The following is a 21,738-nucleotide window of genomic DNA, read 5'->3' as shown; positions in this document are numbered from 1 at the left end:
GATCATCCCACGATGGGGGTTATGCCGCCGAGGTGCTGACCTGGGTGATGGTGATCCGCTGCTTCGGCGGGCCGTCGTCGGCGCCGCCCTCCGTGCCGCTCTTGGCGACCCGGTCGATGATGTCCATGCCGGACGTCACCTTCCCGAACACCGGATAGTCGGCCGGAAGGTCCGGCGCGTCGTCGTAGAGGATGAAGAACTGGCTGCCGTTGGTGTTCGGCCCCGCGTTGGCCATCGCCACCGTGCCCCTGGCATAGGACGCGCCGGACGTGTTCTCGTTGGCGAACACGTAGGACGGGCCTCCCTTCCCGGTGCCGGTCGGGTCGCCGCACTGCAGGACCTTCAAGGTGGGGTTCGTCGTCAAGCGGTGGCAGGACGAGCCGTCGTAGAAGTTCTTGCTCACGAGGAACGCCAGCGAGTTCACCGTGCAGGGAGCCGCTGCGGCGTCAAGCGTGAGCTCCAGCGTGCCGAGGTTGGTCGTGATGGTGGCCTTGGTCGGCTGCGCGTCCGAAACGCGGACCGGCGGCGTCCCGACGAATTTGACGTCCTTGCTCGACGCGGGCGGATAGTTGCACGTCGCCGCTGCGGCCTGGGTCCGCACGACCGGCTCGTGGGCCTTCTCCTCGCCGCCGTTCCTGAGCAGGACCGCGGTGGCGAGTCCGCCCACCACGAGCAGCACCCCGGCCGCCGCCGCGGCGGCGATCAGCAGCGGCCGCCCGCTCCGCCCGGCCGGCGGCGCGCTCCCCGCATACGGGAACCCGGCGGGCGGCGGCAGCGGCCCACCCGCCGGCGCACCGGCGCCCGGCAGCGTCCCCACACCGAACGGCCCCACCGCACCGGGCGCCGTGCCCGCGCCGGCGGGCGTTTCCGGGGCCGGCGGGGTCCACGGGACGGGCGGCGGAGGGGAAGCGGCGGGGGACTGGGCTGCGGCGGAGGTGCCCTCGGCCAGGAGGTTCGCGTCCGGGCCGATGCCGAGGAGGCGCTGCAGCACCTGCGTGGCGGCCGGGCGGGCCGCCGGGTCCTTGGCCAGGCAGGACGTCACCAGGTCGCGCAGCCGCTCGGTCAGCGCGCCCAGTTCCGGCTCCCCGTACAGGATCCGCTGCATGATCGCCGGGACGGAGTCGGTCCCGAACGGCGGCGCCCCGTTGGCGGCGAACGCCATCGTGCAGGCCCACGCGAACATGTCCACCGGCGCGCCGCCGGGCGTCCCGGCGACCTGCTCGGGCGCCATGTAGGCGGGCGTGCCGACGGCGCCGGTCAGGGTGGCGGAGGTGGCGTCGAGCGGCCGGGCGATGCCGAAGTCGATGACCTTCGGGCCGTCCGGGCCGAGCAGCACGTTGGCCGGTTTGAAGTCGCGGTGGACGACGCCCGCCTCGTGGATCGCGGCCAGCGCCGTGGCGGTGCCGATCGCGAGCCTGACCTGCTCGTCGGGGGACGCGGTGCCGCGCTCGGCGATCAGGTCGCGCAGCGACGGCCCGTCGACGTACTCGGTGACGATGTGCGGGAGGTCGTCGTCGGCGGTGGCGGCGAGGATCCGGGCGGTGCAGAATGGCGCGACGCGCCGCGCCGCGGCCAGTTCCCGCTCGAAGGCCGTGCGCGCCCGCGGATCGCGGCCGAAGTCGGCGTGCAGGAGTTTCACCGCGACGCGCTGCCCGGTGCCGGATTCGCCCAGGAAGACGGTGCCCTGGGCGCCTTCGCCGATGCGGCCCGTCAGCCGGAACCCGGCCAGTTCGCGCGGATCGCTGGCCCGCAGCGGCCGAGTCTCCGGCATTCACGACCTCCCCCGACGAAACGGAGAGAGCAGACTATCGGGGCCGTCAGCCCGGCCGGCCGATGCGGAGCAGCAGGTCCAGGAGGGCGGCCCGCTCCTCCTCCGACAGCGGCGCGAAGATCTCGGCGAGGACGTCGTCGGCGACGGCGTGCCCGGCCGCCAGGATCTTCTCGCCGGCGAGCGTCAGGTGGTGCTCGATGCTCCGGCCGCGGCCGGGGCGCCGGTCGATCAGGTTCTGGGCGGCCAGCCGCCCGGCGAGCGTCCCGAACGCCTGCTCGCTCTGGAACGTCTCCGCGGCCAGCGCCCGCGCGGACGCCCCCGGCGTGCGGCTGATCGCCCGCAGCGCGTCCCACTGGGCCAGCGTGGTGCCGACACCGGCGAGCCTGCTGTCGAGCATCCGGTGCTTGCGGTGCTGGGCCTGCTTGACGGCTCTTCCGAGGACTTGTCCATCGACGGGCATGAGCCCAGCCTAGAACCGGGCTAGGACGACGCTATGAGGTCCCTGTACCAGGCGTAGGACTTCTTGGGTGTGCGGTCCTGTGTCTCGTAGTCGACATGGACGAGCCCGAAGCGGGGGTGGTACCCCTGCGCCCATTCGAAGTTGTCCAGGAGCGACCACGCGAAGTAGCCGCGGATGTCGATGCCCTCGTCGATGGCCGTGCGCATGGCCTTGATGTGGGCGTCCATGAACTCGATGCGGGACGAGTCGTCCACCGTGCCGTCCGGGCCGATCTCGTCCGGGAACGAGCATCCGTTCTCGGTGATGTAGAGCGGCGGCAGGTCGTACCTGGTGTCGAGCGTGCGGAGCAGCGACAGGAAGGCGTCGGGGACGATCGGCCAGCCCATCCCGGTGGTCGGGTACTCGGTGATGTCGACGATGTCGAAGGGCAGCGGACCCTCGGACGGCGTCGCCAGCCGCGTCGGGTTGTAGTAGTTCACGCCCAGGAAGTCGATGGGCGACGCGATGACCGACATGTCCGCGGAACGGATGTACGGCGCGTCCGCCATCAGGTCGGGGTAGCGGCCGAGCAGCACCGGGTCGGTGAACAGCCGGTTCATGAACGCGTCGAAGGCGTCGGCGGCGGGCTGGTCTTCGGGCGTCGCGGCCCATGCCGGGGAGTAGTGGTTCGTCAGCCCGACGGCGCGGGCGTTGCGGCTGCGCAGGGCGTTGACGGCGAGGCCGTGGCCGAGGAGCTGGTGGTGCGCGGTGGGGAGCGCGTCCAGCCCGAGGGCCTTGCCGGGCGCGTAGACGCCGAACGCGTAGCCGTAGGCCGTGACGACCACGGGCTCGTTCAGGGTTATCCACATGTCGACGCGGTCGGCGAGCCGCTCGGCCGCCAGGTAGGAGAATTCGGCGAACCGGTAGGCGGTGTCACGTTCCAGCCAGCCGCCGGCGTCTTCGAGCGGCTGCGGGAGGTCCCAGTGGTAGAGGGTGGCGGCGGGGGAGATCCCGGCGGCGAGCAGCCCGTCGACGAGCCGGTCGTAGAAGTCGAGGCCCTCGGGGTTGACCGGGCCGCTCCCGGACGGCTGGACGCGCGGCCACGCGATCGAGAACCGGTAGGCGCCGGCGCCGAGGCCCGACATCAGCGCGACGTCCTCCGGCCACCGGTGGTAGTGGTCGCAGGCGATGTCGCCGGTGTGGCCGTCCCGGACGCGTCCGGGCGTGTGCGCGAAGGTGTCCCAGGTGGACGGCCCCCGCCCGTCCTCGTCCACCGCGCCCTCGATCTGGTAGGCGGCGGTGGCGACGCCCCATCGGAAGCCCTCCGGAAGCCCCAACGCAGCTCTCCCTCCCCCATGCCCGGCGAAAATGCGAATAGCTTTCGGATATTAGTGCCGGGGTGGTGCGGACGGAAGACTCCGGTGGCCCCGGGGTACCGATCGGCGGCCCGTGTATGCCGGGCACCCCCGCGTTCGGGGACAATGGCGGGGTGACCGAGATCCGGACCCCGCTCCGCCGCCGCCCCGCCCAGCGCCGCAGCGCCGAACGCGTCCAGCGGATGCTGGACGCCTGCGCGGACATCCTCGACGAGGACGGGTACGACGGCCTCACCACCACGCGCATCGCCCAGCGCGCCGAGGTGGCGATCGGCTCGGTGTACCAGTTCTTCCCCGATAAGCGCGCGGTCGCGCAGGCCCTCGCGCTGCGCAACCTGGAGGAGTTCGGCGACCGCATCTCGGCGCGCCTCGTCGAGGGCGGCTTCGCCGACTGGTCCGACACGGTCGGCGCGATCATCGAGATCTTCGTGGAGATGCACCGCACCGTCCCCGGCTTCCGGGTGCTGCGCTTCGGCGACGTCGCCGACGTCAACCTGCTCGACTCCGACGCCGACAACAACGCGGTCGTCGCCGACCGGCTGCGCACGATGATCGTCGGCACGTTCGGCGTCCAGGACAGCCCCGGCCTCGCCACCGCGCTCGCCATCTCGGTCGAGGCCGGCGACGCCGTGCTGAAGATGGCGTTCCGCCGCGACCCGGCCGGCGACCCCGAGATCGTCGCGGAGGCCGAGCGTCTCATCCACGGCTACCTCGCCTCCCATATCCGCACATCCTGACCTTCGCAGCACCCTGTCCCAAAAAACATGGGCTTGTCCCGAAAAACACGGGATGAAGGGGACGTGCTATGGCAGACTCCACCCGCACAACGCGACAGAACGGGTGAGTCCGCTGGACGAAGAGAGACTTCAGGCGCAGAGCAGGCTGCTGATACGGCAGCGGGTACGCCTGATGGTGAACCAGTACGAGGTGCACGCCGAGGCGCCCGGCGGCGGGGAGGGCGAACTGCTCGCCTTCGCGCAGCAGAAGCGGCTCGCGTTCAAGGAGCAGGTCACCCTGTACTCGGACGACTCCAAGACGCGTCCGATCCTCGGCTTCAAGGCGCGCAAGCGCATCGACCTGGCCTCCGCGTACGACATCACGGACGCGCACGGCCAGCCCATCGGGGTCTTCCGCAAGGACTTCAAGAAGTCGCTGCTGGCCTCGACCTGGCACATGGAGCAGCCCGGCCTCGGGGTGACCACGGGCAGCGAGCGCAACAAGTTCGTGGCGGTGCTCCGCCGCGTCTGGCAGATCATCCCCTACGTGGACAGCCTGCCGTTCGCCTGGCCGTACCACTTCGACTTCTACGCCGGTGACCAGGTCGTCTTCTCGGTGGAGAAGAAGTTCGGCTTCCGCGACCGGTACACCGTCGACATCAAGGACCCGCGCCTCGACCGCCGCCTGGTGATCGCGCAGGCCGTCGGCCTGGACGCCCTCCAGTCGCGCTGACCCGCGAACCCGCCGGGCCCGCGAACCCGCCGGGCCCGCGAACCGCCGGCCCGCGAGCCCGCCCGCTTGCCTCGCCTCGCCCGCATCTCCTCGTCGGGGATGCGGGCGTCGGCTTTCCCGTCCGTTGGTTCTCCCGTGACCCTGGTTTCCTCGCGCTTTACATGTTACGAAGGTATGTAAAGCCGTGGGCGGTGCAACCGGCGTCGCGAGGGCGCGGCGCAACGCCTGGAGGAGGATCCCCCCGTGAGTTCCTTTGACCTCTACTCCACCCCGGTCCCGACCGAGACGTGGAACGTCCCCATGGCGGGCGACACCCGCTTCACCTGGGAGTACGACGACGGACGCGACCGGCTGCTGAACCTGTACCAGAAGGGCAAGGACAAGCAGTGGGACGCGCAGAAGCGCATCGACTGGGACCTTGAGGTCGACCCGCTGAACGTGGCCGGCCTGCCGGAGAACTTCAACCCCCTCTTCGGGTCGGACATCTGGGAGAAGATGTCGCAGAAGGAGCGGGACGAGTTCGGCCGCCATCAGGGCTCGTGGCTGTTCAGCCAGTTCCTGCACGGCGAGCAGGGCGCGCTGAACGTGTCGGCGCGCATCGTCCAGTCCGTCCCGGACCTGGACTCGAAGTTCTACGCCGCCACCCAGACCATGGACGAGGCCCGGCACGTCGAGCTCTACACGAAGTTCGTGCACGAGAAGATCGGGATGTACTACCCGATCAACCAGGACCTGGCGAAGCTGCTCGCCGAGTCGCTGGAGGACAGCCGCTGGGACCTGCCCTACCTCGGCATGCAGGTCCTCATCGAGGGCCTCGCGCTCGCCGCGTTCGGCCTCTACCGCGACATGTCGACGAACCCGCTGGTCAAGCAGCTGCTCGCGTACGTCATGCAGGACGAGGCGCGGCACGTCGCGTTCGGCCGGCTCGCGCTCAAGGACTACTACGCCGAGCTCACCGACAAGGAGCGGGCCGAGCGCGAGGAGTTCGTGGTCGAGGGCTGCTACCTCATGCGCGACCGGTTCAAGGGACGCGAGATCTTCGAGCAGCTCGACATGCCCGTCGACAAATGCATGGAGTTCGTCGACAACTCCGACATGTACACCCTCTATCAGTCGCTGCTGTTCAGCCGGATCGTGCCGTGCGTCCGGGACGTCGGTCTCTGGGGCGACAAGGTGCAGGCCGCCTACCAGGACATGGGCGTCCTCGACAACGCCAAGGCCGACCTCGAAGCGCTGATGAAGCAGGACGAGGAGATCGCCGAGAAGGTCGACGAGGAGAAGTACGCGGCCGAGGTCGCGGCCCGCAAGGACGAGGTCGACCAGGCCATCTCCCTCGGCTCGGCCGAGTAGCGGGCGGAAGCGGGCCGCCGCTGGCGGCTGGCCGGAGCGGGGGCGTCCTTGCCGGGACGCCCCCGCTTCGTCCTTTGTCGGACCTTGTCGCTTTTGGTGCGCCGGCCGATGTCGGTGATCAATTCCGGAGATCTTTCTGCTGTTTACCCATTGATTCTCTAATTCGCCGTGCGGGCCCCCGGGCTGTACTAATGTCCCCGCTCGACGGTGCGCCGATCCTGCCAGCCGCGCGGGCGCACAACACACACACGTGCAGGTCACCGAAAACTGTGCAGGTCACACCAAAAACCCCGGGGGAAAGAAATGAACCGAACAGCCAGGAGCCTGCTGGGCGCCGCCGTCGTCGCTCCGTTCGCCGCGGCGCTCGCCGTCAGCGCGGCGCCCGCGAACGCCGCGCCCGCCGCTCCCCAAGCGCCCGCCGCGCCGGGCCCGTCCACCGCCTTCCTCTACGACGCGGCCGCGGCGGCGTACCCGATCACGATGGCGATCCCCGACCCCGCCCTGCAGACCGCCGGCCGGACCGCCGAGACGGCGACCGGCGCCGTCGACCGCACGGTCGGCGCCGCGCCCGGCACGTCCGGCCTCCGCGCCGGAGCCGCCCGCTGCAAGCTGAACCCGGGCAAGACGCTCAACTACAAGACCGGGGCCGGGCTCCCGGAGGCGCCGCTGCCCGGTGCCGGCGGGGCCGTCCCGCTCGACGGCCTGCCCCAGGGCGACTGCCTGGGCAAGCGCGGCGACGCCCTGCGGACGGGCGCGCGGCCCGCCGCGCTGCCCGCTGCGGTGCCCGCCGACCTGCCGGGCGTGCCGTCCGCGCTCGGCTTCGTGCAGACCGGTGACGTGCCGGTGAGCTCGATGCTCTTCCCGGCGCGCGAGCGGCGCGCCACGCCGGTGCCTGCCGACGATGTCGTCGGCCAGGCGAACGACACCGTGAACAAGGTCGGCGCGAACCTCGACCGGACGGAGGAGGGCGTCGGCCAGGTCGTGGAGGTCCTGAAGGCGAAGGACCCGGCCGCGCGCCCCGCCGACGGACCGCTGTCGGGCTCCCCGCTGTCGATGCCGGACGCGTCCGCCCTCGGGCTCCCCGCGCTGCCCGGCCTAGGGTGACAGATCCCTTCTCGCTCAACGCTCACGGGGCGTTCCGCGGATGCGACGGCATCCACGGAACGCCCCGTTCCGTTGACCGAGCAAGCGATTGTTATATGACCGAGATCACATGGTCTATGGCGAGTAAAGAAGATCTACAAACGTAGTTACCGCATGGAGTTGATCGACTTCCCAGCGCAAAGACTAGGGTGACAAAGCCCACAAACCAGGGGCCTGCGTCTTGATTCACGCGGGACGCAACGTAGCGTCAAGGACTTGTGCGGCGCTTTAGAGATCAAAAGTAAAGATGCATTTACAGCCGCACTTACCGGACGCCGGAACCGCGAGGACGCGGAGCGCCTGAGACAGCGGCGCTGGAGGCGGGCGAGCGAGCCCGCGTCGGCGGGGGACCCGGGGACGAGCGAGATCGCCCCGGGCACGCCGTGAGTAGAGCCGGACGTCCGGGGCCCTGTCCCCTAACAAAGGACTCCTCTGTGGGTAGCCCTGTCCGGCGTCTTCTTCGAGCACGCCTGCGCACCGTCCTGATCGTCTCCGGAGCCGCCGTCGCCGTCCTGGCTGTGAGCGCGTTCGCCCTGGTCAACAGCGACGGATCCGCGCGATCCGCACGCGCCGCGCAGGTCCGGCCGCCGGCCGCCGACCCGCTCGCGGGCCGGCCGAACGCCGACGCGCCGCGGGCCGGCCGCGGCGGGACGCGCGCTCCGGAACCGTCACCGACGACGTCCCCGAAGAAGAAACGACCCAAGTCCGACACCAAGGCCGCGCACCTGGCGAAGCCGAAGAAGCCGAAGAGGAAGACCGAGAAGAAGGACCGCAAGGTGCTCTCCTCCGGCTCCTGCCAGGCCTCCTACTACTGGGAGGGCCAGATGACCGCGAGCGGCGAGCCCTTCGACCCGAGCGAGCTGACGGCCGCGCACAAGACGCTGCCGATGGGCTCCAAGGTCCGGGTGACGAACAAGAACAACGGCCGTTCGGTCGTCGTCCGCATCAACGACCGCGGCCCGTACGCGGGCGGCCGCTGCCTGGACCTGTCGAGGGCCGCGATGAAGAAGGTCGGTGGCACCGGGTCGGGTGTGATCCCCGTCCGCTACGAGGTCCTGTCGCGCGGCTGACCGGCACCGTGATCCACGCACCCGCCCGGCGGGCGCTCGACCGCGCCCGCCGGGCGGACGCCGCTCACCGCGGGTGTCCGGCCACGGCGCCGGGCAGCCCTTCCGGAGTGCCCTGCCCGCCCGCCGACCAGGCCCCGTGCCGCCCGTCCTCGCCCGGCTCGGCCGCCGCAGGCGCCTCGGCCTCGGCCTCGGCCTCGGCCTCGGTCTCGGCTGCCGGAGACTCCGCAGGGTCGGCGTCGGACGGGTCGGCCAGGTGGTCGCGGAACCAGTCGGTGAGGGCGGTGTCCACCTGGACGGCCTCGGTGATCGGCGGGCGCGGCTCGGTGCCGGGCTCGGCGGCCAGCGCGTGCCCCATCCGGAACGTGGTCGACTCGACCGGCCCGGTGCCGTGCCGGCGCAGCAGGTCGCGCAGCGACGTGACCTCCCGCGCGGGGACGACGCGGTCCTTGGCGCCGCCGACGAGCAGGATCGGGACGTCCCGTCCGGCGAGGCCGGGGGCCAGTGCGCCGAGGTCGAGGCGGTCGGCGAGGGCGGCGGCGCCGGCCGTCCAGTCCCGGTCGCGGCCGGACCGCTTCTCGACCGCCCGCGCGGTCCGCGCCGGGGCGACGACGGGCGCCACGAGCGCGGCGGTGCGCACCGGGACGGCGCCGCGCAGCACGGCCAGCAGCGCGGCCGCCGCGCCCGCGCTGAAACCGGCCAGGGCCACCGGGCCGTCCGGGATCGCGAGGTCGCGGCGGAGTTCCGCGAGCGCGGCGGGCAGCCGCTCGGCGGCGCTGTCCACCGCCGCGCAGTACGCCTCGATCGCCTCGGACTCCAGGATCGCGCCGGAGCCGAGCCCGCCGGGCGACCGCCCCGGCAGGTCGAGGAAGACCCGCCACACCGGCACGCCGGTCATCGGGACCGCCGCCGCGAGCGCGGCCGCCGTGCGGGGCGGGTCGAAGCCGGGCCAGGCCACGATCAGCCGAGCCGGGCCCGACGCGGTCGCGTCCACCGCGGTCGGGGGCAGCGCGACATAGGGGTCGCCTGCCGCGGTGCCGTGGACGGGACGGTGCGTATGGTCGCCGCTCATATCCGTTCGTCAGCTCCTGCGATGCTCGACGGGTCATGCCGGTCGTGCTGGGGGAGGCGCCCGTGAGGGACATCGTCGCAGCGGGCACCAGGCAACACGCCGTGAAACGCCGCAGGTCGACCGCGAGAGTGAGGAAGAACTCACCTGAGGTCACCCCGACGCGGGGGAACATATCCGTCAGTCGTCGCGTCCTAGATATGCGTGGGCGCCGCGGGGGCGCGCCCACATGACCGTTCCGATTGAGGAGTGCTCGTGGACAGGAAGCGGAACGCGGCCGCCGCCGGGCAAGCCTGGCAGATCTACAGCGAGACCCTTCAGCCGGACGCGCCCGGCCTCTGGACGCGCGTCCGCGCCGTCCCCAGGATGCTCAAGGCGGTCCTGCGCGGACAGTACAGGGGCATGTCGTTCGGGACCCTCGGCCTGCTCGCCCTGGGCCTCGTCTACATCGTCTCCCCGATCGACGCCATTCCCGACATGATCCCCATCGTGGGCATCGCCGACGACACCGGACTGGCCCTGTGGCTGGCCACCGTCCTGGTCAGGTCGGCGGGCGACTTCGTCACCTGGGAACGCGGCGGACGCCCCACCGTCATCGTCGGCGAACCCGTCGACTGAGCGAACGGCGACGCTCCCGCGACCTGCGGGAGCGTCGGCGCGTCAGGACGTGTCGGGACGTGTCAGGACCCTGACGGGCTCAGTTCCTTCGCGAAGCGTTCGGCGGCGTCCCGCATGATCGGCACGACGTCCGGGACGGCCTCGCGCGTCATCCGCCCGGACGGGCCGGACACGGAGATCGCGGTCAGTGCCGGCGCCCCCGGCAGCGGCACCGCGACGCAGCGGACGCCGATCTCCTGCTCCTCGTCGTCCAGCGCGTAGCCCTGCTCGCGGATCCGCCGCAGTTCCGCCAGCAGCGCGTCCGGATCGGTGAACGTCTTGGGCGTGTGCGCGTCCATGCCCGTCCGGGCCAGGATCTCGCGGACCTTCTGGTCGGACAGCTGCGACAGCAGCGCCTTCCCGACGCCGGTGCAGTGCGGCTGGACGCGCCGTCCCACCTCGGTGAACATCCGCATCGAGTGCTTGGACGGCACCTGCGCGACGTAGACGGCCTCGTCGCCCTCCAGCACCGCCATGTTGGCCGTCTCGCCGACCTCGTCCACCAGGCGGGCCAGCACCGGCCGCGCCCACGTGCCGAGCAGCCGGCTCGCGCCCTCGCCCAGCCGGACCAGCCGCGGGCCGAGCGCGTACCGCTTGGACGGCTCCTGCCGGACGTACCCCTTGTTCACCAGCGTGCGCATCAGCCGGTAGATCGTGGGCATCGGCAGTCCGGAGACCTCCGTCAGCTCCGACAGCGCCATCTCGCCCCCCGCGTCCGCCAGATGCTCCAGCAGGTCGAACGCGCGCTCCAGCGATCGAACGGCCTCCGCCACCCCGGGTCTCCTCTCCCTCGCAACCCACCAGATTCTACGGAGACCCGATTTCACTCTACGAAAGAGGGGCAGTTGCCAGCGTGATGCACGTTACTCGCAGCGATCACCTGGCAATAACAACCCTGTGCCCGGCGCCGCGGCGCCGCCCCCCTGGCAGCCATGCAGGAGACCGCTGGGGGGAACGGTGCGCGGAGGGACACGCTGGGCCGCGATCGCGGCTGGCGCCGCACTGGCCGTACCGGTGACGCTGGCGAGCCCCGCCGCCGAGGCCGTCCAGGACGGGCACCGTCCGGCCGTCCGGCTGCTCCTCGACCTGACGACCTCCCGGGTCACCGCCGGTGGACGAGAGGGCTTCGCGCTGACGTACACGGTCCGCGTCCACGCCGAAGACGGTGTCGCGCACGGCACCACCTTGTACCTCACTGCGGAGCGCCCCACTTCTTGGACGCGGCACACTCCGGGCTGCACCCGCTCCGATTCGGGTCGCCAGCTCCGCTGCGCGCTAGGCGACGTGGGCGAACAACCGGCCGAACGTACGGCCACCCTCCGAATACCGTCGTCGATGATGTCGACGCCGTCCGCGAACCCCCTGAGCGTCGTCGCCGTAGCGGACGCCTCCAACGCCCCCCGCCGCACAGTCCGCGCGGTCTTCGCCTTCTCCGCCTCCACCCCGACCACCGACCCCACACCGACCGCCGACCCCACACCGACGAAGACCCCCAGCCCGAGCGGCCACCCCACCCCCAAGCTCACGCCCACGCCTGGCCACTGCACGTCCGGTGCGCCGTGTCCGTCCACGCAACCCTCGGGCCCCGACCCGACCCCGAGCGGTCATGACGGTTCGCCTGCCGCGACACCGTCCGGAGGCAAGCCGACAATCCCGTCCACCCACCCATCCAGTCCCGGGTCGACCGCGACCAGCGGTCACACCCCGTGCAAGACCGGCAAGCCGGAGCCGGGACGCAGTGCGTGCCCGACGACGAAGAAGCCCAGCCCGACTGGCCACTCCAGTGCCCACTGTGCGGTCAGTAAGGCGAGTGTTGCCGGGCGGCCATGTCCGTCTGGCCAGGCGCTCGGGCCGAAGCCGAGCGCGAGCGGTGGTGGTCACTCGCCGGCAGTGGGGCCGTGCAAGGGCGGCACCCCGGACGCCGGAGGCGGGCCCTGCGTCGCCCCGAAGCAGACCCCGCCGAAGGCGTCCGCGCCCAAGCCGACTTCGCCCAAGCCGATTCCGCCGGAGTCGTCCGCGCCGAAGCCGACGCCGGATGATTCGGCGAGTTCGGCTGTCGTCATTCCGCCCGGTGTCGCGCCCAGCCCGAGCGACCAGCCCAGCTTGAGCGGCCAGTCCGGGGAGGCGGGCGTGCTGCCGTCCGGCGCGCCCACGGAGTTCTCCGTGCCGGATCTGCCCACCGTGGCACCGCCCAAGGCGGTCGTGCTGCCGCCGGTGAACGCGTCGGCGGGGCCGGTCGTGGCGCCCGGCGAGACCCGGATGACGCTGATGGCCCCGGCCGGAATGGACGAAGCGGACGAAGCGGACTGGGCGGTCGTCATCGGGATCGCGCTCGTGGCCGAGATCGGCCTTCTGTGGGGCGTCGCCTGCGTCGGGCTGCTGCGGCGGCGATGGGAACTGCAGCGGGCCGTGGCAGGCGGGTGAGGCGGGGTCCGGGACGACGGGAACGGGCGGCATGCCCCGTCCGGGCAGACGTATCGAAGGACGGGCCATCCCAAATCGGGTCCGGTGTCAGTAAGCTGACCGCCTGGCAGTAAACGCTGTCGTGACGGACAGGGGATCCGGTATGTCAGACACGGCGATGCAGTGCCCCAAGTGCGAGGCGAGGCTCGGCACCCATGAGCGCCACGGGGTCGTGATCGAGGAATGCCCGGGGTGCAAGGGCGTCTTCCTCGACCGCGGCGAGCTGGAGCAGCTGATCGACGCCGAGAGCCGCTACCTGGCGGAGCTTCCGGACGACGCGAATCCCGAGACGACCTACCAGGGGCGGCACCGCCGGGGCATCATGGAGCAGATCTTCGCCGGGTGACCGGTAGGGTCCCGGCACGGTCGGTGACCGCCCGGACGCCCCCCTGTGAAAAGGGTTTTCCCTCTTGTCACGGGGGTGACAAACCGGGCGCCGCCGAATGTGTCCGGGAGCCAATATCGCGCACTCGCTACCATCCGGTAGCTTGACGATCATCGCCGGTCGCCGGGGGCATCCAGGACACCAGCCGCCCGGCCGACGCGGTCCGCATCCGCCGGCGGCGCCCGCCCGCACGCTCCGTACCGGGCCCCGTCCGGTCCGTCCCCTCGGGAGAATGATCAATGGCATTGGGCTCGCTGCTTCCCGAACTCCTGCCCGGCGGCTCCGGCCGCACCCCGCTGATCGAGCGGGTCGCGAGGTGGGCGAGGGAGAAGCCGGACGCCCCGGCCTACACCTTCGTCGACTACTCGGCCGACCCGGCGGGCGCGCACGTCACGGTGGGCTGGGCGGAGACGGACCGGCGGGCGCGGGCGGTCGCCGCGACGCTGCGGCAGGTCAGCGGGCCGGGCGAGCGGGCCGCGCTGCTGCTGCCGCAGACCCTCGAGTACATGATGACGATGCTCGGCGCCATGTACGCGCACGTCGTCGCGGTGCCGCTGTTCTCCCCCGACCTGCCGGGGCACGCCGACCGGCTGATCGGCGCCTACACCGACGCCGAGCCCGCGGTGATCGTCACGACGCGGAACGCGCTGCCGCACGTGGAGAAGTTCCTCGCCGACCACGACGTCCCGCAGCCGAAGGAGATCCTGTTCGCCGAGGAGATCGACCCGGCGCTGGCCGACCGGTGGGAGGACGAGCCCATCGGTTTCGACGACCTCGCGTACCTGCAGTACACGTCGGGGTCCACCCGCCGTCCCGCGGGCGTGGAGATCACGCACGGGAACGTGACGGCGAACGCGGCGCAGCTGTGGACGGGGTGGGCGCCGGAGAGGCCGAACCCGGAACTGGTCAGCTGGCTGCCGCTGTTCCACGACATGGGGCTGATCTCGACGATGGCGCTGCCGCTGGTGAACGGCGACCACGCCATCTACACCGACCCGGTGTCGTTCATCATGAACCCGATGCGCTGGCTGCAGCTGATCGCGTCGCGGCCGGGCAAGAACGTCTACACGGCCGGCCCGAACTTCGCGTTCGAGTACGTAGCGTCGACGGCGACGCCGGAGAAGCTCGCCGGCCTGGACCTGTCCGGGCTGACGACCTGCCTGAACGGCGCCGAGCCGATCCGCACCTCGACGCTGGCGACGTTCGCGGAGGCGCTCGCGCCGGCCGGGCTGCGGCCGGGCGCGCAGGCGCCGGGCTACGGGCTGGCGGAGGCGACGGTGTTCGTGACCGCGGCCGCCGAGGACGTCCCGCCGAAGGTCATCTCGGTGGACCGGGAGGCGCTCACCCGGGGCGAGCTGCTGCTCCGCGACGGCGGGTCCGAGCTGGTGTCGTGCGGCGGCCCGTGCGGGCAGCTCGTCGCGATCGTCGACCCGGAGACCCGGATCGAGCAGCCGGACGGGCGGGTCGGCGAGATCTGGGTGCACGGCCCCAACACGGCCCTCGGCTACTGGCGCAACTCCGAGCGGAGCCAGGACACGTTCGGCGGTGAGCTGAACGACCCCGGCGACCTTCCCGCCGGGCCCTGGATGAAGACCGGTGACTACGGCGTCGTCCACGAGGGCGAGCTGTACGTCACCGGCCGCATCAAGGACCTCATCATCGTGGACGGCCGCAACCACTACCCGCAGGACATCGAGGTCACGACGCAGGAGGCGCACCCCGCGATCCGTCCCGACCACGTGGCCGCCTTCGCCCTCACCGGGGAGGAGACCGAGCGGCTGGTGGTCGTCGCCGAGCGCAACCGCCGGGTCCCGCTCGGACGGCTGGACGCCGACGAGGTGGAGGCGGCGGTGCGCGGCGCCGTCAACGTCGAGCACGAGATGAGCGTCCACGACTTCGTGTTGATCGAACCGGGTGGCGTGTCCCGCACGTCCAGCGGAAAGATCGCACGTGCGGCGACGCGGCAGCGCTACCTTGACGGCGGGCTGCCGACGACCGCGGCGCGCCTGGCGTCCCGCAGGTAGTTCGGACCACGGCGCGCTCGAACCACGGCGGCCCGCCCGGCCGCGGCGAAACAGGAGGACCATGCTTTCGGGGCTGGGGCGTCTGATCCACCGGCGACGCTGGGCCAGCCTTGCGCTGATCTTGGTGATGACCGTCATCGCGGGCGTCTGGGGCCTCGGCGTGTTCGCCAAGTTCAAGGAGGGCGGCTTCGAGGACCCGGACGCGTCCTCGACGCTCGTCGCCAGGCTCGGCGCCACCTACTTCGGCAGCACCAACCCCGACGTGCTCGTCCTGTACTCCAGCGACGCGATGACGGTGGACGACCCGCGCTACGAGGCGAGCGTCGTCACCACCGTCTCGCGGCTGCCGAAGGCGCAGGTCGAGGAGATCATCTCCTACTGGTCGTTCGACGGTAAGGCGGCGGAGTCGTTCGCCTCGCACGACCGGCACAAGACGTTCGTCGCGGTGAAGCTGCGCGGCAAGGACGGCGCGACCAAGACCGAGAACTACCATCTCGTCAAGGACCGGCTGGCGGCGCCGGGGCTCACCGTCCAGTACGGCGGCGCCGTCCCGCTCGGCGAGGAGTTCGGCCAGCAGGTCGTCGCCGACATCGTCCGCGCCGAGATGATCACGTCGCCGCTGCTGGTCATCCTGATGGTGATCCTCTTCGGCGCCCTCGTCGCGGCCCTCCAGCCGCTCCTCATCGCGGCCTTCTCGACCATCGGCGGCCTGGCCGTCCTCCATGTCGTGACGTATGCGGCGGACGTGACGTCGTTCGCCTTGGAAGTCGTCACGATGATGGGTGTCGGCCTGTCGATCGACTACTCCCTGTTCATCATCAGCCGGTTCCGTGAGGAACTGACGCGCGGCATGGCCGCGCAGGGGCTGCCCCAGGGCAAACCCTGGAAATGGGAGCGCGACAAGGCTTCGCGCAAGGCCGCCAAGAAGGCGTACAAGACGGCCCTGAAACCGGTCCGCGAGTCGGCCCTGGCCGCCACCATGGCGACCGCGGGCCGCACCATCATGGTCAGCGGCGTCACCGTGTCCGCGGCCCTCGCCGGTCTCCTGCTCTTCCCGCAGATGTTCCTCCGGACGATCGGCCTCGCCGGTATAGCGACCGTCATGGTCGCCGTGTTCGGCGCCACGGTCCTCCTGCCGACGCTCCTGGCGCTCCTGGGGACGCGCGTCGAGGCCGGACGGATGCCGTGGCGGCGGCCCACGTCCAAGCGCGCGCAGCGCGACCCCGAGAGCGGCTTCTGGTACCGCCTCGGCCACAGCGTGATGAAGCATCCGCTGCCGTACTTCGCGGTCGTGCTCGTCATCCTCGGCGTGATGTTCGTGCCGTTCCTGAACGTCCAGTTCGGGAGTGTCGACGCTCGCGTCCTGCCCAAGAGCAGCCCGACCCGCCACGTGGTCGAGACCGTCAAGAAGGAGTTCCCCAACGGCTCGGCGGAGCCCATCGACGTCGTCGTGTCCGGAGACCTCATCCCGCGCGACTGGAAGCCCGCCAAGAAGGACGACCCCATCCCGCCCTACCTGGAGGACTTCCGGCAGCGCCTGGCGAAGCTCCCCGGTGTCGCGGAAGCCCAGTTCACCGGATACTCGGGCTCGTACGGCGGCGTGCGTATCTCCGTCACCCACAAGTACGAGCCGATGGACGAGCACGCCCAGGACCTCGTCACCGACATCCGCGGGATGAGCCTGTCCAAGGACGGCTACCCCATGCACATCGACGTCGGCGGCAGCACGGCCTCGCAGATGGACCTGATGTCCAGCCTGATGCGCACCCTGCCGAAGATGGCGGTCTTCGTCGGGATCGCCACGTTCATCCTGCTCTTCATGTTCTTCGGGTCGATCGCGCTGCCGCTGAAGGCGATCGTGATGAACGTCCTGTCGATAGGCGCCTCGTTCGGCGCGATCGTGTGGGGCTTCCAGTACGGGCATCTCGCCGGCGTCCTGAACTTCACCCCGACCGGCGGCGTCGAGGCGACCAGCATGATCCTCATCCTCGCGGTCGTGTTCGGCCTGTCGATGGACTACGAGGTCTTCCTGCTCAGCCGCATCCGGGAGGAATGGGACCTCACGCACGACAACCGGGTGGCGGTCGCGTCCGGCATGCAGCACACCGGCGGCATCATCACCAGCGCCGCGCTGCTGTTCCTCGTCGTCGTCGCCGCGTTCAGCATGGCGGGCATCACGGTCGTCAAGCTGATCGGCGTCGGCATGTTCGTCGCGGTCGTGGTGGACGCCGCGCTCGTCCGGTCGCTGCTCGTTCCGGCGACGATGCGGTTCATGGGCGCGGTGAACTGGTGGCTGCCGCCCTTCCTCGCCGGCCTGCACGCCCGCATGGACCTGCGCGAACGCAGCGCCCTGGCCCCGGCGGGCGCCACCGTCGCCCCGCCCCGCCTCCCCGACGAGCAGCCGTACCCGTACGCACTGCACTGGGAGGACGCCGGCGCGGCCCCGCCCCCGGCCCCGGCCCCGGCCCCCGCACCGGAACCGCGTGTGCCGCCCCCATCCGCGCCGGAGCCGCCGCAGCTCGTCTTCCGGAGCGCCGACGGCGCCGAACCCAACGGCCGGGCCCCCGCCGAGCCGTGGCGCCCCTGGGCGGACGGCCCGCCGCAGCCGCGGCCGCGCCACGACCCGCGCGTCCGCCGGGCGATCGCCCCGGCCCCGGACGGCTCCGGCTGGCGCTGGACCGACACCTAGGCCGAGGGCGCCTCCGGATTTCCGCGACCGTAAGCGGTCAAGGCCGTTCGGCCTCCCGTCACTTCGGAGAAGGTGATGGCAGCAGGACGGTCCGGGGATCGGGGGAAGCGTGCGACGAGTTCCGCGGCACCGGATCACCGACGGCCTCGACCAGATCATCGCCCTCGCCGTGGACCTGGACGCGTCCACGCTCGTGATCGACGTCGAGCCCCTCCTGGCGGAGTGGGACTCGCCGCCGGAGGTGTTCCTCGCCGCGGTGCGGCGGCTGCACGCGGCGGTCGTCGAGCGGGCGCCGTCCGTCACCGACTTGGTCTTCGCGTCCAACGCGGGGTGGCCTCCGCAGCCGCCGCCGGAACCGGCCGGTCCGCGCATGGCGGTCGTCTCCCCGGCCCGGAAACCGTGGCGGACGAGGTACCTGGACGGCCTCCCCGCCCCGATCGTGTTCGCGGGCGACCAGGTGCTGACGGACGGGCTGCTCGCCTGGCGGCTGCGGGGCGACTTCCTCCATTGCGCGAACGCCGGGGAGCCGCCGCTCCTGGCCCGCGTCCAGTCCGTCGCCGGACGCTGCATCGCGCCGCTCGTCTTCGTCGCCGCCTCCCGGATCGGAATGCGGTGAGCGACCCCCCGGACAGGACGCGGCTGGACATCCTGCTCAAGGACTACGAGCTCGCGCGGCTCGACGAGCGGAACCTCAACGCGACCCAGGCGACCGCGTTCAACGTCACCGTCGCGGTCATCGGCCTCATGGCGGCGAACATCAGCTCGGAGACGCACCTGCCCGATCCGATGCTCGCCGCCGCTCCGCTGCTTCCACTGGCGCTGCTCGCCTACCTGCAGATGCTCGGCACGGTGGCGACGATCCGGTCGTACTACATGCGGGGGCTGGAACGGGAACTGCGCACGTACGCGGGCCCGGCGCTGAGCGCCCTGGGGGACGTCCCGGCCCCGGCGCTGGCGGACCTCTCCCTCGTCATCGGCAGCCTGCGGCGCGGTTCCTGGCGCTTCCGGGCCATGGCCAACCTGATCCTCGGAGTCATCACCGTCGCCTTCGGCGGTCTGACGATCTACATCGGCTGGCGCGTGGTCGAGTCGCCGGCCGTCCAGATCGGCATGCTGGCCGTCTATGTGCCGCTGGCGGTGCTCTTCTTGGGGGAGGCCGCCAGATCGTCCATCGGCGGACGGACGCTTTACACCCGGACCGCCCAGGCGTTCCTGGATTCCGAAATGGTCCGGCCCCTGCCGGTGGTGACCCTGGCACCGCTCGGCGGGGAGGCCGGGCCGCCGCAAGGCCCGGCCATCGGGGGAGCGATGCCGCGAAGCAGCAGAGAGCGCCGCCTGTTCTCCTATTTACTCTATCCACGCCCGGAAGACTCCATAAAGCTGGCCTTCGCCCCGGTCTCGTTTCTCTGTGCCGCCTGGTCGACCGGAGAGTGGGGCGGCTGGCTGCCGGCGATGGGCGTGTGGTTCGTCCTCGAATATCTCATCTACCTGGCCCGCTACCAATGGAACGACGTGCGGGGAATCGAGGACGACCAGCGGCACGCGGAAAGGAAGTCGCGTGGACGCCTGCCCGGTGGCGGCAGCCCCGGACGTCGGCTTCGCAATATCAGGATCAGCTTGGCGGTCGCCTTTCTCCGGCTGCTCGCGGCCGTCGGCATGGGGTGGCTCATCGGCCATCTGATAGTGACCTGCGTCCTCCTCGCTCTCGTTCTCGGGATCGCGCTGCTCTACGAGGCCCTCCGGTCGCGGTCGGCGAAGATCGCCGCCGAGGCCGCGAGCGGCAACCGCGATCCGCTGCGGCCGAACCCGACGACGGCCGCGCTCTGGTTTCTGGTCTCACTCGGCTACGCGGTGCGTTCCGGCGCCGGTTTCTACCTCGGCGGCCTGGGCCTGACCGATTCCGCGCTGGTCTTCGGAGTCGTGTCCATCGCGGCCTACGGGATGATGTTCGTCCTGATGACCTGGGTACTGGAGGCCACGAGCTTCTGCCGCCACCAGCTCGCGAGCGCGTCCGCCGACGACGCCCCCTGGTACCGGCTCGACGAGTTGGCGCGCAAACCCCATATCGGCGCTCTGCTCACCTTCGCCGGAATCAAGACGCACAATGCGAGCGGTGTCGCCGACCTTCCCGTGGAGCCGGTCGGCGCCGACGATGCGGCTTACTGCGGAAGGCACCCCATACTGGCGCCACGTGGCCGCGTCCGAGCTCCTTGGAACGTCGGGCTGGTGGTCGGTGTGCTGGCGGGCGCCATGTGCGGAATGCTGCTCGCCGAAACCGGCGCCGGCGGCACCAAGCCATTTGTGGCCAGCATATTAATAACGGTCGTGGGCTTGGTGCTGCTCATTCTGGGTAACGTGTTCTGGAGCATTCTGGGATGCGTTGCCGCCACAATGGCGATCTGTGTCACCGCGGTCGCCGCCGATGCCGAGCATGCGCCGCTGGCCGCGGTTCCGTGGGCGATACTCGGCATCACGTATCTCGTATTCCGGAACAGTTCGTATCATGAACTCAAGTTCTTCGCGAAGGAACGCCATCCGCTCCGCCGCGTGATGCTGGTGCTCGTGGGCAAGCAGACCGCGGAAGCGGTCGGATTGACCAGATCACATCAGTGAACGGCGTTCGGAAGCAGGGAGTCGATGACTTCGAGGGCGCGGTCGGTGCCGTTCTCGGCGCGTAGGCGCTCGCCCAGTTCGCTCGCCGTGGCGGTGATGGCGTCGTCCTTGACGGCTTGGCGGATGCGGGCGGCGAGGCTCGGAGCGGTGAGGGAGCGGAAGGGCAGGGGGGCCGTGCCCGCGCCCAGCGCGGCGATCCGCTCGCCCCAGAAGGGCTGGTCGCCGAAGAACGGGCACACGACGGTGGGGACGCCGGCGCGCAGCCCCGCCGCGGTGGTGCCCGCGCCCCCGTGGTGGACGACGGCCGCCATCCGGGGGAACAGCCACGCGTGCGGGACGTCCCGGACGGCGAGGACGTGCTCGTCCGACGTTTCGGGGTCGCCCTGCACGATGCCGCGCACTCCGGCCAGTTTCAGCGCGGCGCGGATCGTCAGCGCCGTCATCTCCACGTCCTTGGCCACCATGCTGCCGAATCCGACGTAGACCGGCGCCGGTCCGGCGTCGAGGAAATCGGTCAGCTCCTGCGGCGGCGTCCATGCGTCCTCGTCCAGGAACCAGTAGCCGGTCATGGCGACGTTCGGCGGCCAGTCCTTCGGGCGGGGCACCATGAGCGGGCTGAAGCACGCCAGGACGGCGGCGCGGGTCGGCAGCCTGCCGCGCAGGGGCAGCTTCTCCAGGCCCAGCGCGTCCGCCCGCCAGGGGTTGATGAACGGTCGCGACAGCTGCCAGGCGATCTGCTCGACCGCCGTGAAGCTCCCCCGGTTGCCCCACCGGCCGAGCCGCCGGGCCTGCGGCACGAACGGATGCGGGAACGCCCCGGTGGCCTGGCTCGGCTGGAAATGGATCAGTCCCCAAGGGACACCGAAATGCTCACCGAGATGCATGGGAAGGTAACAGAAAGTGGGCCCCAGGATGAGGTCCGCACCTTTACAGGCGTCCGAACACTCGGCCAGCAGCCGTTCGGCCATCGGCCCGAGGATACGCCGGAAACCGCCGAGGAATTTGATCGGATTCCGCCCGCCGGCGAGCAACTCCTGACCGGCGTCCGATTCGAGGATCTCCGTCGGGTCGGCCGTCAGCGGCGCCAGCTCCAGCCCGGCGGCGACGGCCATCGGCGCGTACCGCGCGCTCGCCACGAGCCGCACCTCGTCCCCCCGCGCCCGCAGCGCCCGCCCGAGCGCCACGCACGGCTGGATGTCGCCCCGCGAACCCGCCGCGAAGATCACGATTTTGCTCACGGTGC

The 21,738-nt window shown here is 71.2% G+C and carries 19 protein-coding genes; 12 read left to right on the top strand and 7 right to left on the bottom strand.

Annotated features, from left to right (window positions below; translation table 11 throughout):
- Positions 1–19 precede the first annotated feature (19 nt).
- The 3 genes from ABZ806_RS13010 to ABZ806_RS13000 are packed head-to-tail and all read right to left on the bottom strand — an operon-like array spanning position 20 to position 3,547.
- Positions 20–1,771, bottom strand: coding sequence for a protein kinase domain-containing protein (locus ABZ806_RS13010; protein WP_500217129.1), 1,752 nt, complete (start codon positions 1,769–1,771; stop codon positions 20–22).
- A 46-nt stretch (positions 1,772–1,817) separates the two neighbouring features.
- A complete protein-coding gene (locus tag ABZ806_RS13005; RefSeq protein WP_500217126.1) occupies positions 1,818–2,231 on the bottom strand; it encodes a MarR family winged helix-turn-helix transcriptional regulator in 414 nt (137 codons plus the stop codon).
- 20 nt (positions 2,232–2,251) lie between these two features.
- Complete coding sequence (locus tag ABZ806_RS13000) at positions 2,252–3,547, bottom strand: GH1 family beta-glucosidase (protein ID WP_500217125.1); 1,296 nt, start codon at positions 3,545–3,547, stop codon at positions 2,252–2,254.
- A gap of 152 nt (positions 3,548–3,699) precedes the next feature.
- Between ABZ806_RS13000 and ABZ806_RS12995 the strand changes: the two genes are divergently transcribed.
- The 5 genes from ABZ806_RS12995 (at position 3,700) to ABZ806_RS12975 (ending at position 8,598) form a co-directional block, all read left to right on the top strand.
- The gene (locus ABZ806_RS12995) at positions 3,700–4,323 is read left to right on the top strand and encodes a TetR/AcrR family transcriptional regulator (protein WP_500217122.1); all 624 of its coding nucleotides are present in this window, start codon (positions 3,700–3,702) and stop codon (positions 4,321–4,323) included.
- Positions 4,324–4,426: 103 nt separating this feature from the next.
- A complete protein-coding gene (locus tag ABZ806_RS12990) occupies positions 4,427–5,035 on the top strand; it encodes an LURP-one-related family protein (RefSeq protein ID WP_500217120.1) in 609 nt (202 codons plus the stop codon).
- 243 nt (positions 5,036–5,278) lie between these two features.
- A complete protein-coding gene (locus ABZ806_RS12985; RefSeq protein ID WP_500217119.1) occupies positions 5,279–6,385 on the top strand; it encodes a ferritin-like domain-containing protein in 1,107 nt (368 codons plus the stop codon).
- Between the two features lie 303 nt (positions 6,386–6,688).
- Positions 6,689–7,489 carry a hypothetical protein gene (locus ABZ806_RS12980; protein WP_500217117.1) on the top strand — a complete coding sequence of 267 codons (801 nt, stop codon included), beginning with the start codon at positions 6,689–6,691 and terminating at the stop codon, positions 7,487–7,489.
- A gap of 473 nt (positions 7,490–7,962) precedes the next feature.
- Complete coding sequence (locus ABZ806_RS12975; protein WP_500217115.1) at positions 7,963–8,598, top strand: septal ring lytic transglycosylase RlpA family protein; 636 nt, start codon at positions 7,963–7,965, stop codon at positions 8,596–8,598.
- Between the two features lie 64 nt (positions 8,599–8,662).
- Here ABZ806_RS12975 and ABZ806_RS12970 read toward each other — a convergent pair whose 3' ends face one another.
- Positions 8,663–9,667, bottom strand: a complete 1,005-nt coding sequence (locus tag ABZ806_RS12970) for a hypothetical protein (protein WP_500217113.1) — start codon at positions 9,665–9,667, stop codon at positions 8,663–8,665.
- 252 nt (positions 9,668–9,919) lie between these two features.
- On the opposite strand from ABZ806_RS12970, the gene ABZ806_RS12965 reads away from it, so the two are divergent.
- Positions 9,920–10,282, top strand: a complete 363-nt coding sequence (locus tag ABZ806_RS12965; RefSeq protein ID WP_500217112.1) for a YkvA family protein — start codon at positions 9,920–9,922, stop codon at positions 10,280–10,282.
- Between the two features lie 62 nt (positions 10,283–10,344).
- Here ABZ806_RS12965 and ABZ806_RS12960 read toward each other — a convergent pair whose 3' ends face one another.
- The gene (locus ABZ806_RS12960; RefSeq protein WP_500217111.1) at positions 10,345–11,094 is read right to left on the bottom strand and encodes an IclR family transcriptional regulator; all 750 of its coding nucleotides are present in this window, start codon (positions 11,092–11,094) and stop codon (positions 10,345–10,347) included.
- A 1,104-nt stretch (positions 11,095–12,198) separates the two neighbouring features.
- The gene (locus ABZ806_RS12955) at positions 12,199–12,474 is read right to left on the bottom strand and encodes a hypothetical protein (RefSeq protein WP_500217109.1); all 276 of its coding nucleotides are present in this window, start codon (positions 12,472–12,474) and stop codon (positions 12,199–12,201) included.
- Between the two features lie 10 nt (positions 12,475–12,484).
- Here ABZ806_RS12955 and ABZ806_RS12950 point away from each other — a divergent pair, with 10 nt between their 5' ends.
- The 6 genes from ABZ806_RS12950 to ABZ806_RS12925 all read left to right on the top strand — a co-directional run bounded on the left by ABZ806_RS12950 (position 12,485) and on the right by ABZ806_RS12925 (position 20,495).
- Complete coding sequence (locus tag ABZ806_RS12950; protein ID WP_500217107.1) at positions 12,485–12,745, top strand: hypothetical protein; 261 nt, start codon at positions 12,485–12,487, stop codon at positions 12,743–12,745.
- A gap of 142 nt (positions 12,746–12,887) precedes the next feature.
- On the top strand, positions 12,888–13,130 hold the full coding sequence (locus tag ABZ806_RS12945) for a TFIIB-type zinc ribbon-containing protein (protein ID WP_500217105.1): 243 nt from the start codon (positions 12,888–12,890) through the stop codon (positions 13,128–13,130).
- A 278-nt stretch (positions 13,131–13,408) separates the two neighbouring features.
- Positions 13,409–15,193 carry a fatty acyl-AMP ligase gene (locus ABZ806_RS12940; RefSeq protein ID WP_500217104.1) on the top strand — a complete coding sequence of 595 codons (1,785 nt, stop codon included), beginning with the start codon at positions 13,409–13,411 and terminating at the stop codon, positions 15,191–15,193.
- 127 nt (positions 15,194–15,320) lie between these two features.
- Positions 15,321–17,882, top strand: a complete 2,562-nt coding sequence (locus tag ABZ806_RS12935) for an MMPL family transporter (protein ID WP_500217102.1) — start codon at positions 15,321–15,323, stop codon at positions 17,880–17,882.
- 109 nt (positions 17,883–17,991) lie between these two features.
- Positions 17,992–18,498, top strand: coding sequence for a hypothetical protein (locus ABZ806_RS12930; protein ID WP_500217100.1), 507 nt, complete (start codon positions 17,992–17,994; stop codon positions 18,496–18,498).
- Entirely contained in the window at positions 18,495–20,495 is a 2,001-nt protein-coding gene (locus ABZ806_RS12925) for a hypothetical protein (RefSeq protein ID WP_500217098.1), read from the top strand. Before ABZ806_RS12930 ends, ABZ806_RS12925 begins: the two co-directional genes overlap by 4 nt.
- On the opposite strand, the gene ABZ806_RS12920 is transcribed toward ABZ806_RS12925, so the two are convergent.
- On the bottom strand, positions 20,489–21,733 hold the full coding sequence (locus tag ABZ806_RS12920) for a glycosyltransferase (RefSeq protein WP_500217097.1): 1,245 nt from the start codon (positions 21,731–21,733) through the stop codon (positions 20,489–20,491). The genes ABZ806_RS12925 and ABZ806_RS12920 overlap by 7 nt on opposite strands.
- Positions 21,734–21,738 lie beyond the last annotated feature (5 nt).

This window comes from Spirillospora sp. NPDC047418 (assembly GCF_040643275.1).
Taxonomy (GTDB): domain Bacteria; phylum Actinomycetota; class Actinomycetes; order Streptosporangiales; family Streptosporangiaceae; genus Spirillospora.
This window is presented reverse-complemented; position numbering and strand designations above follow the sequence as displayed.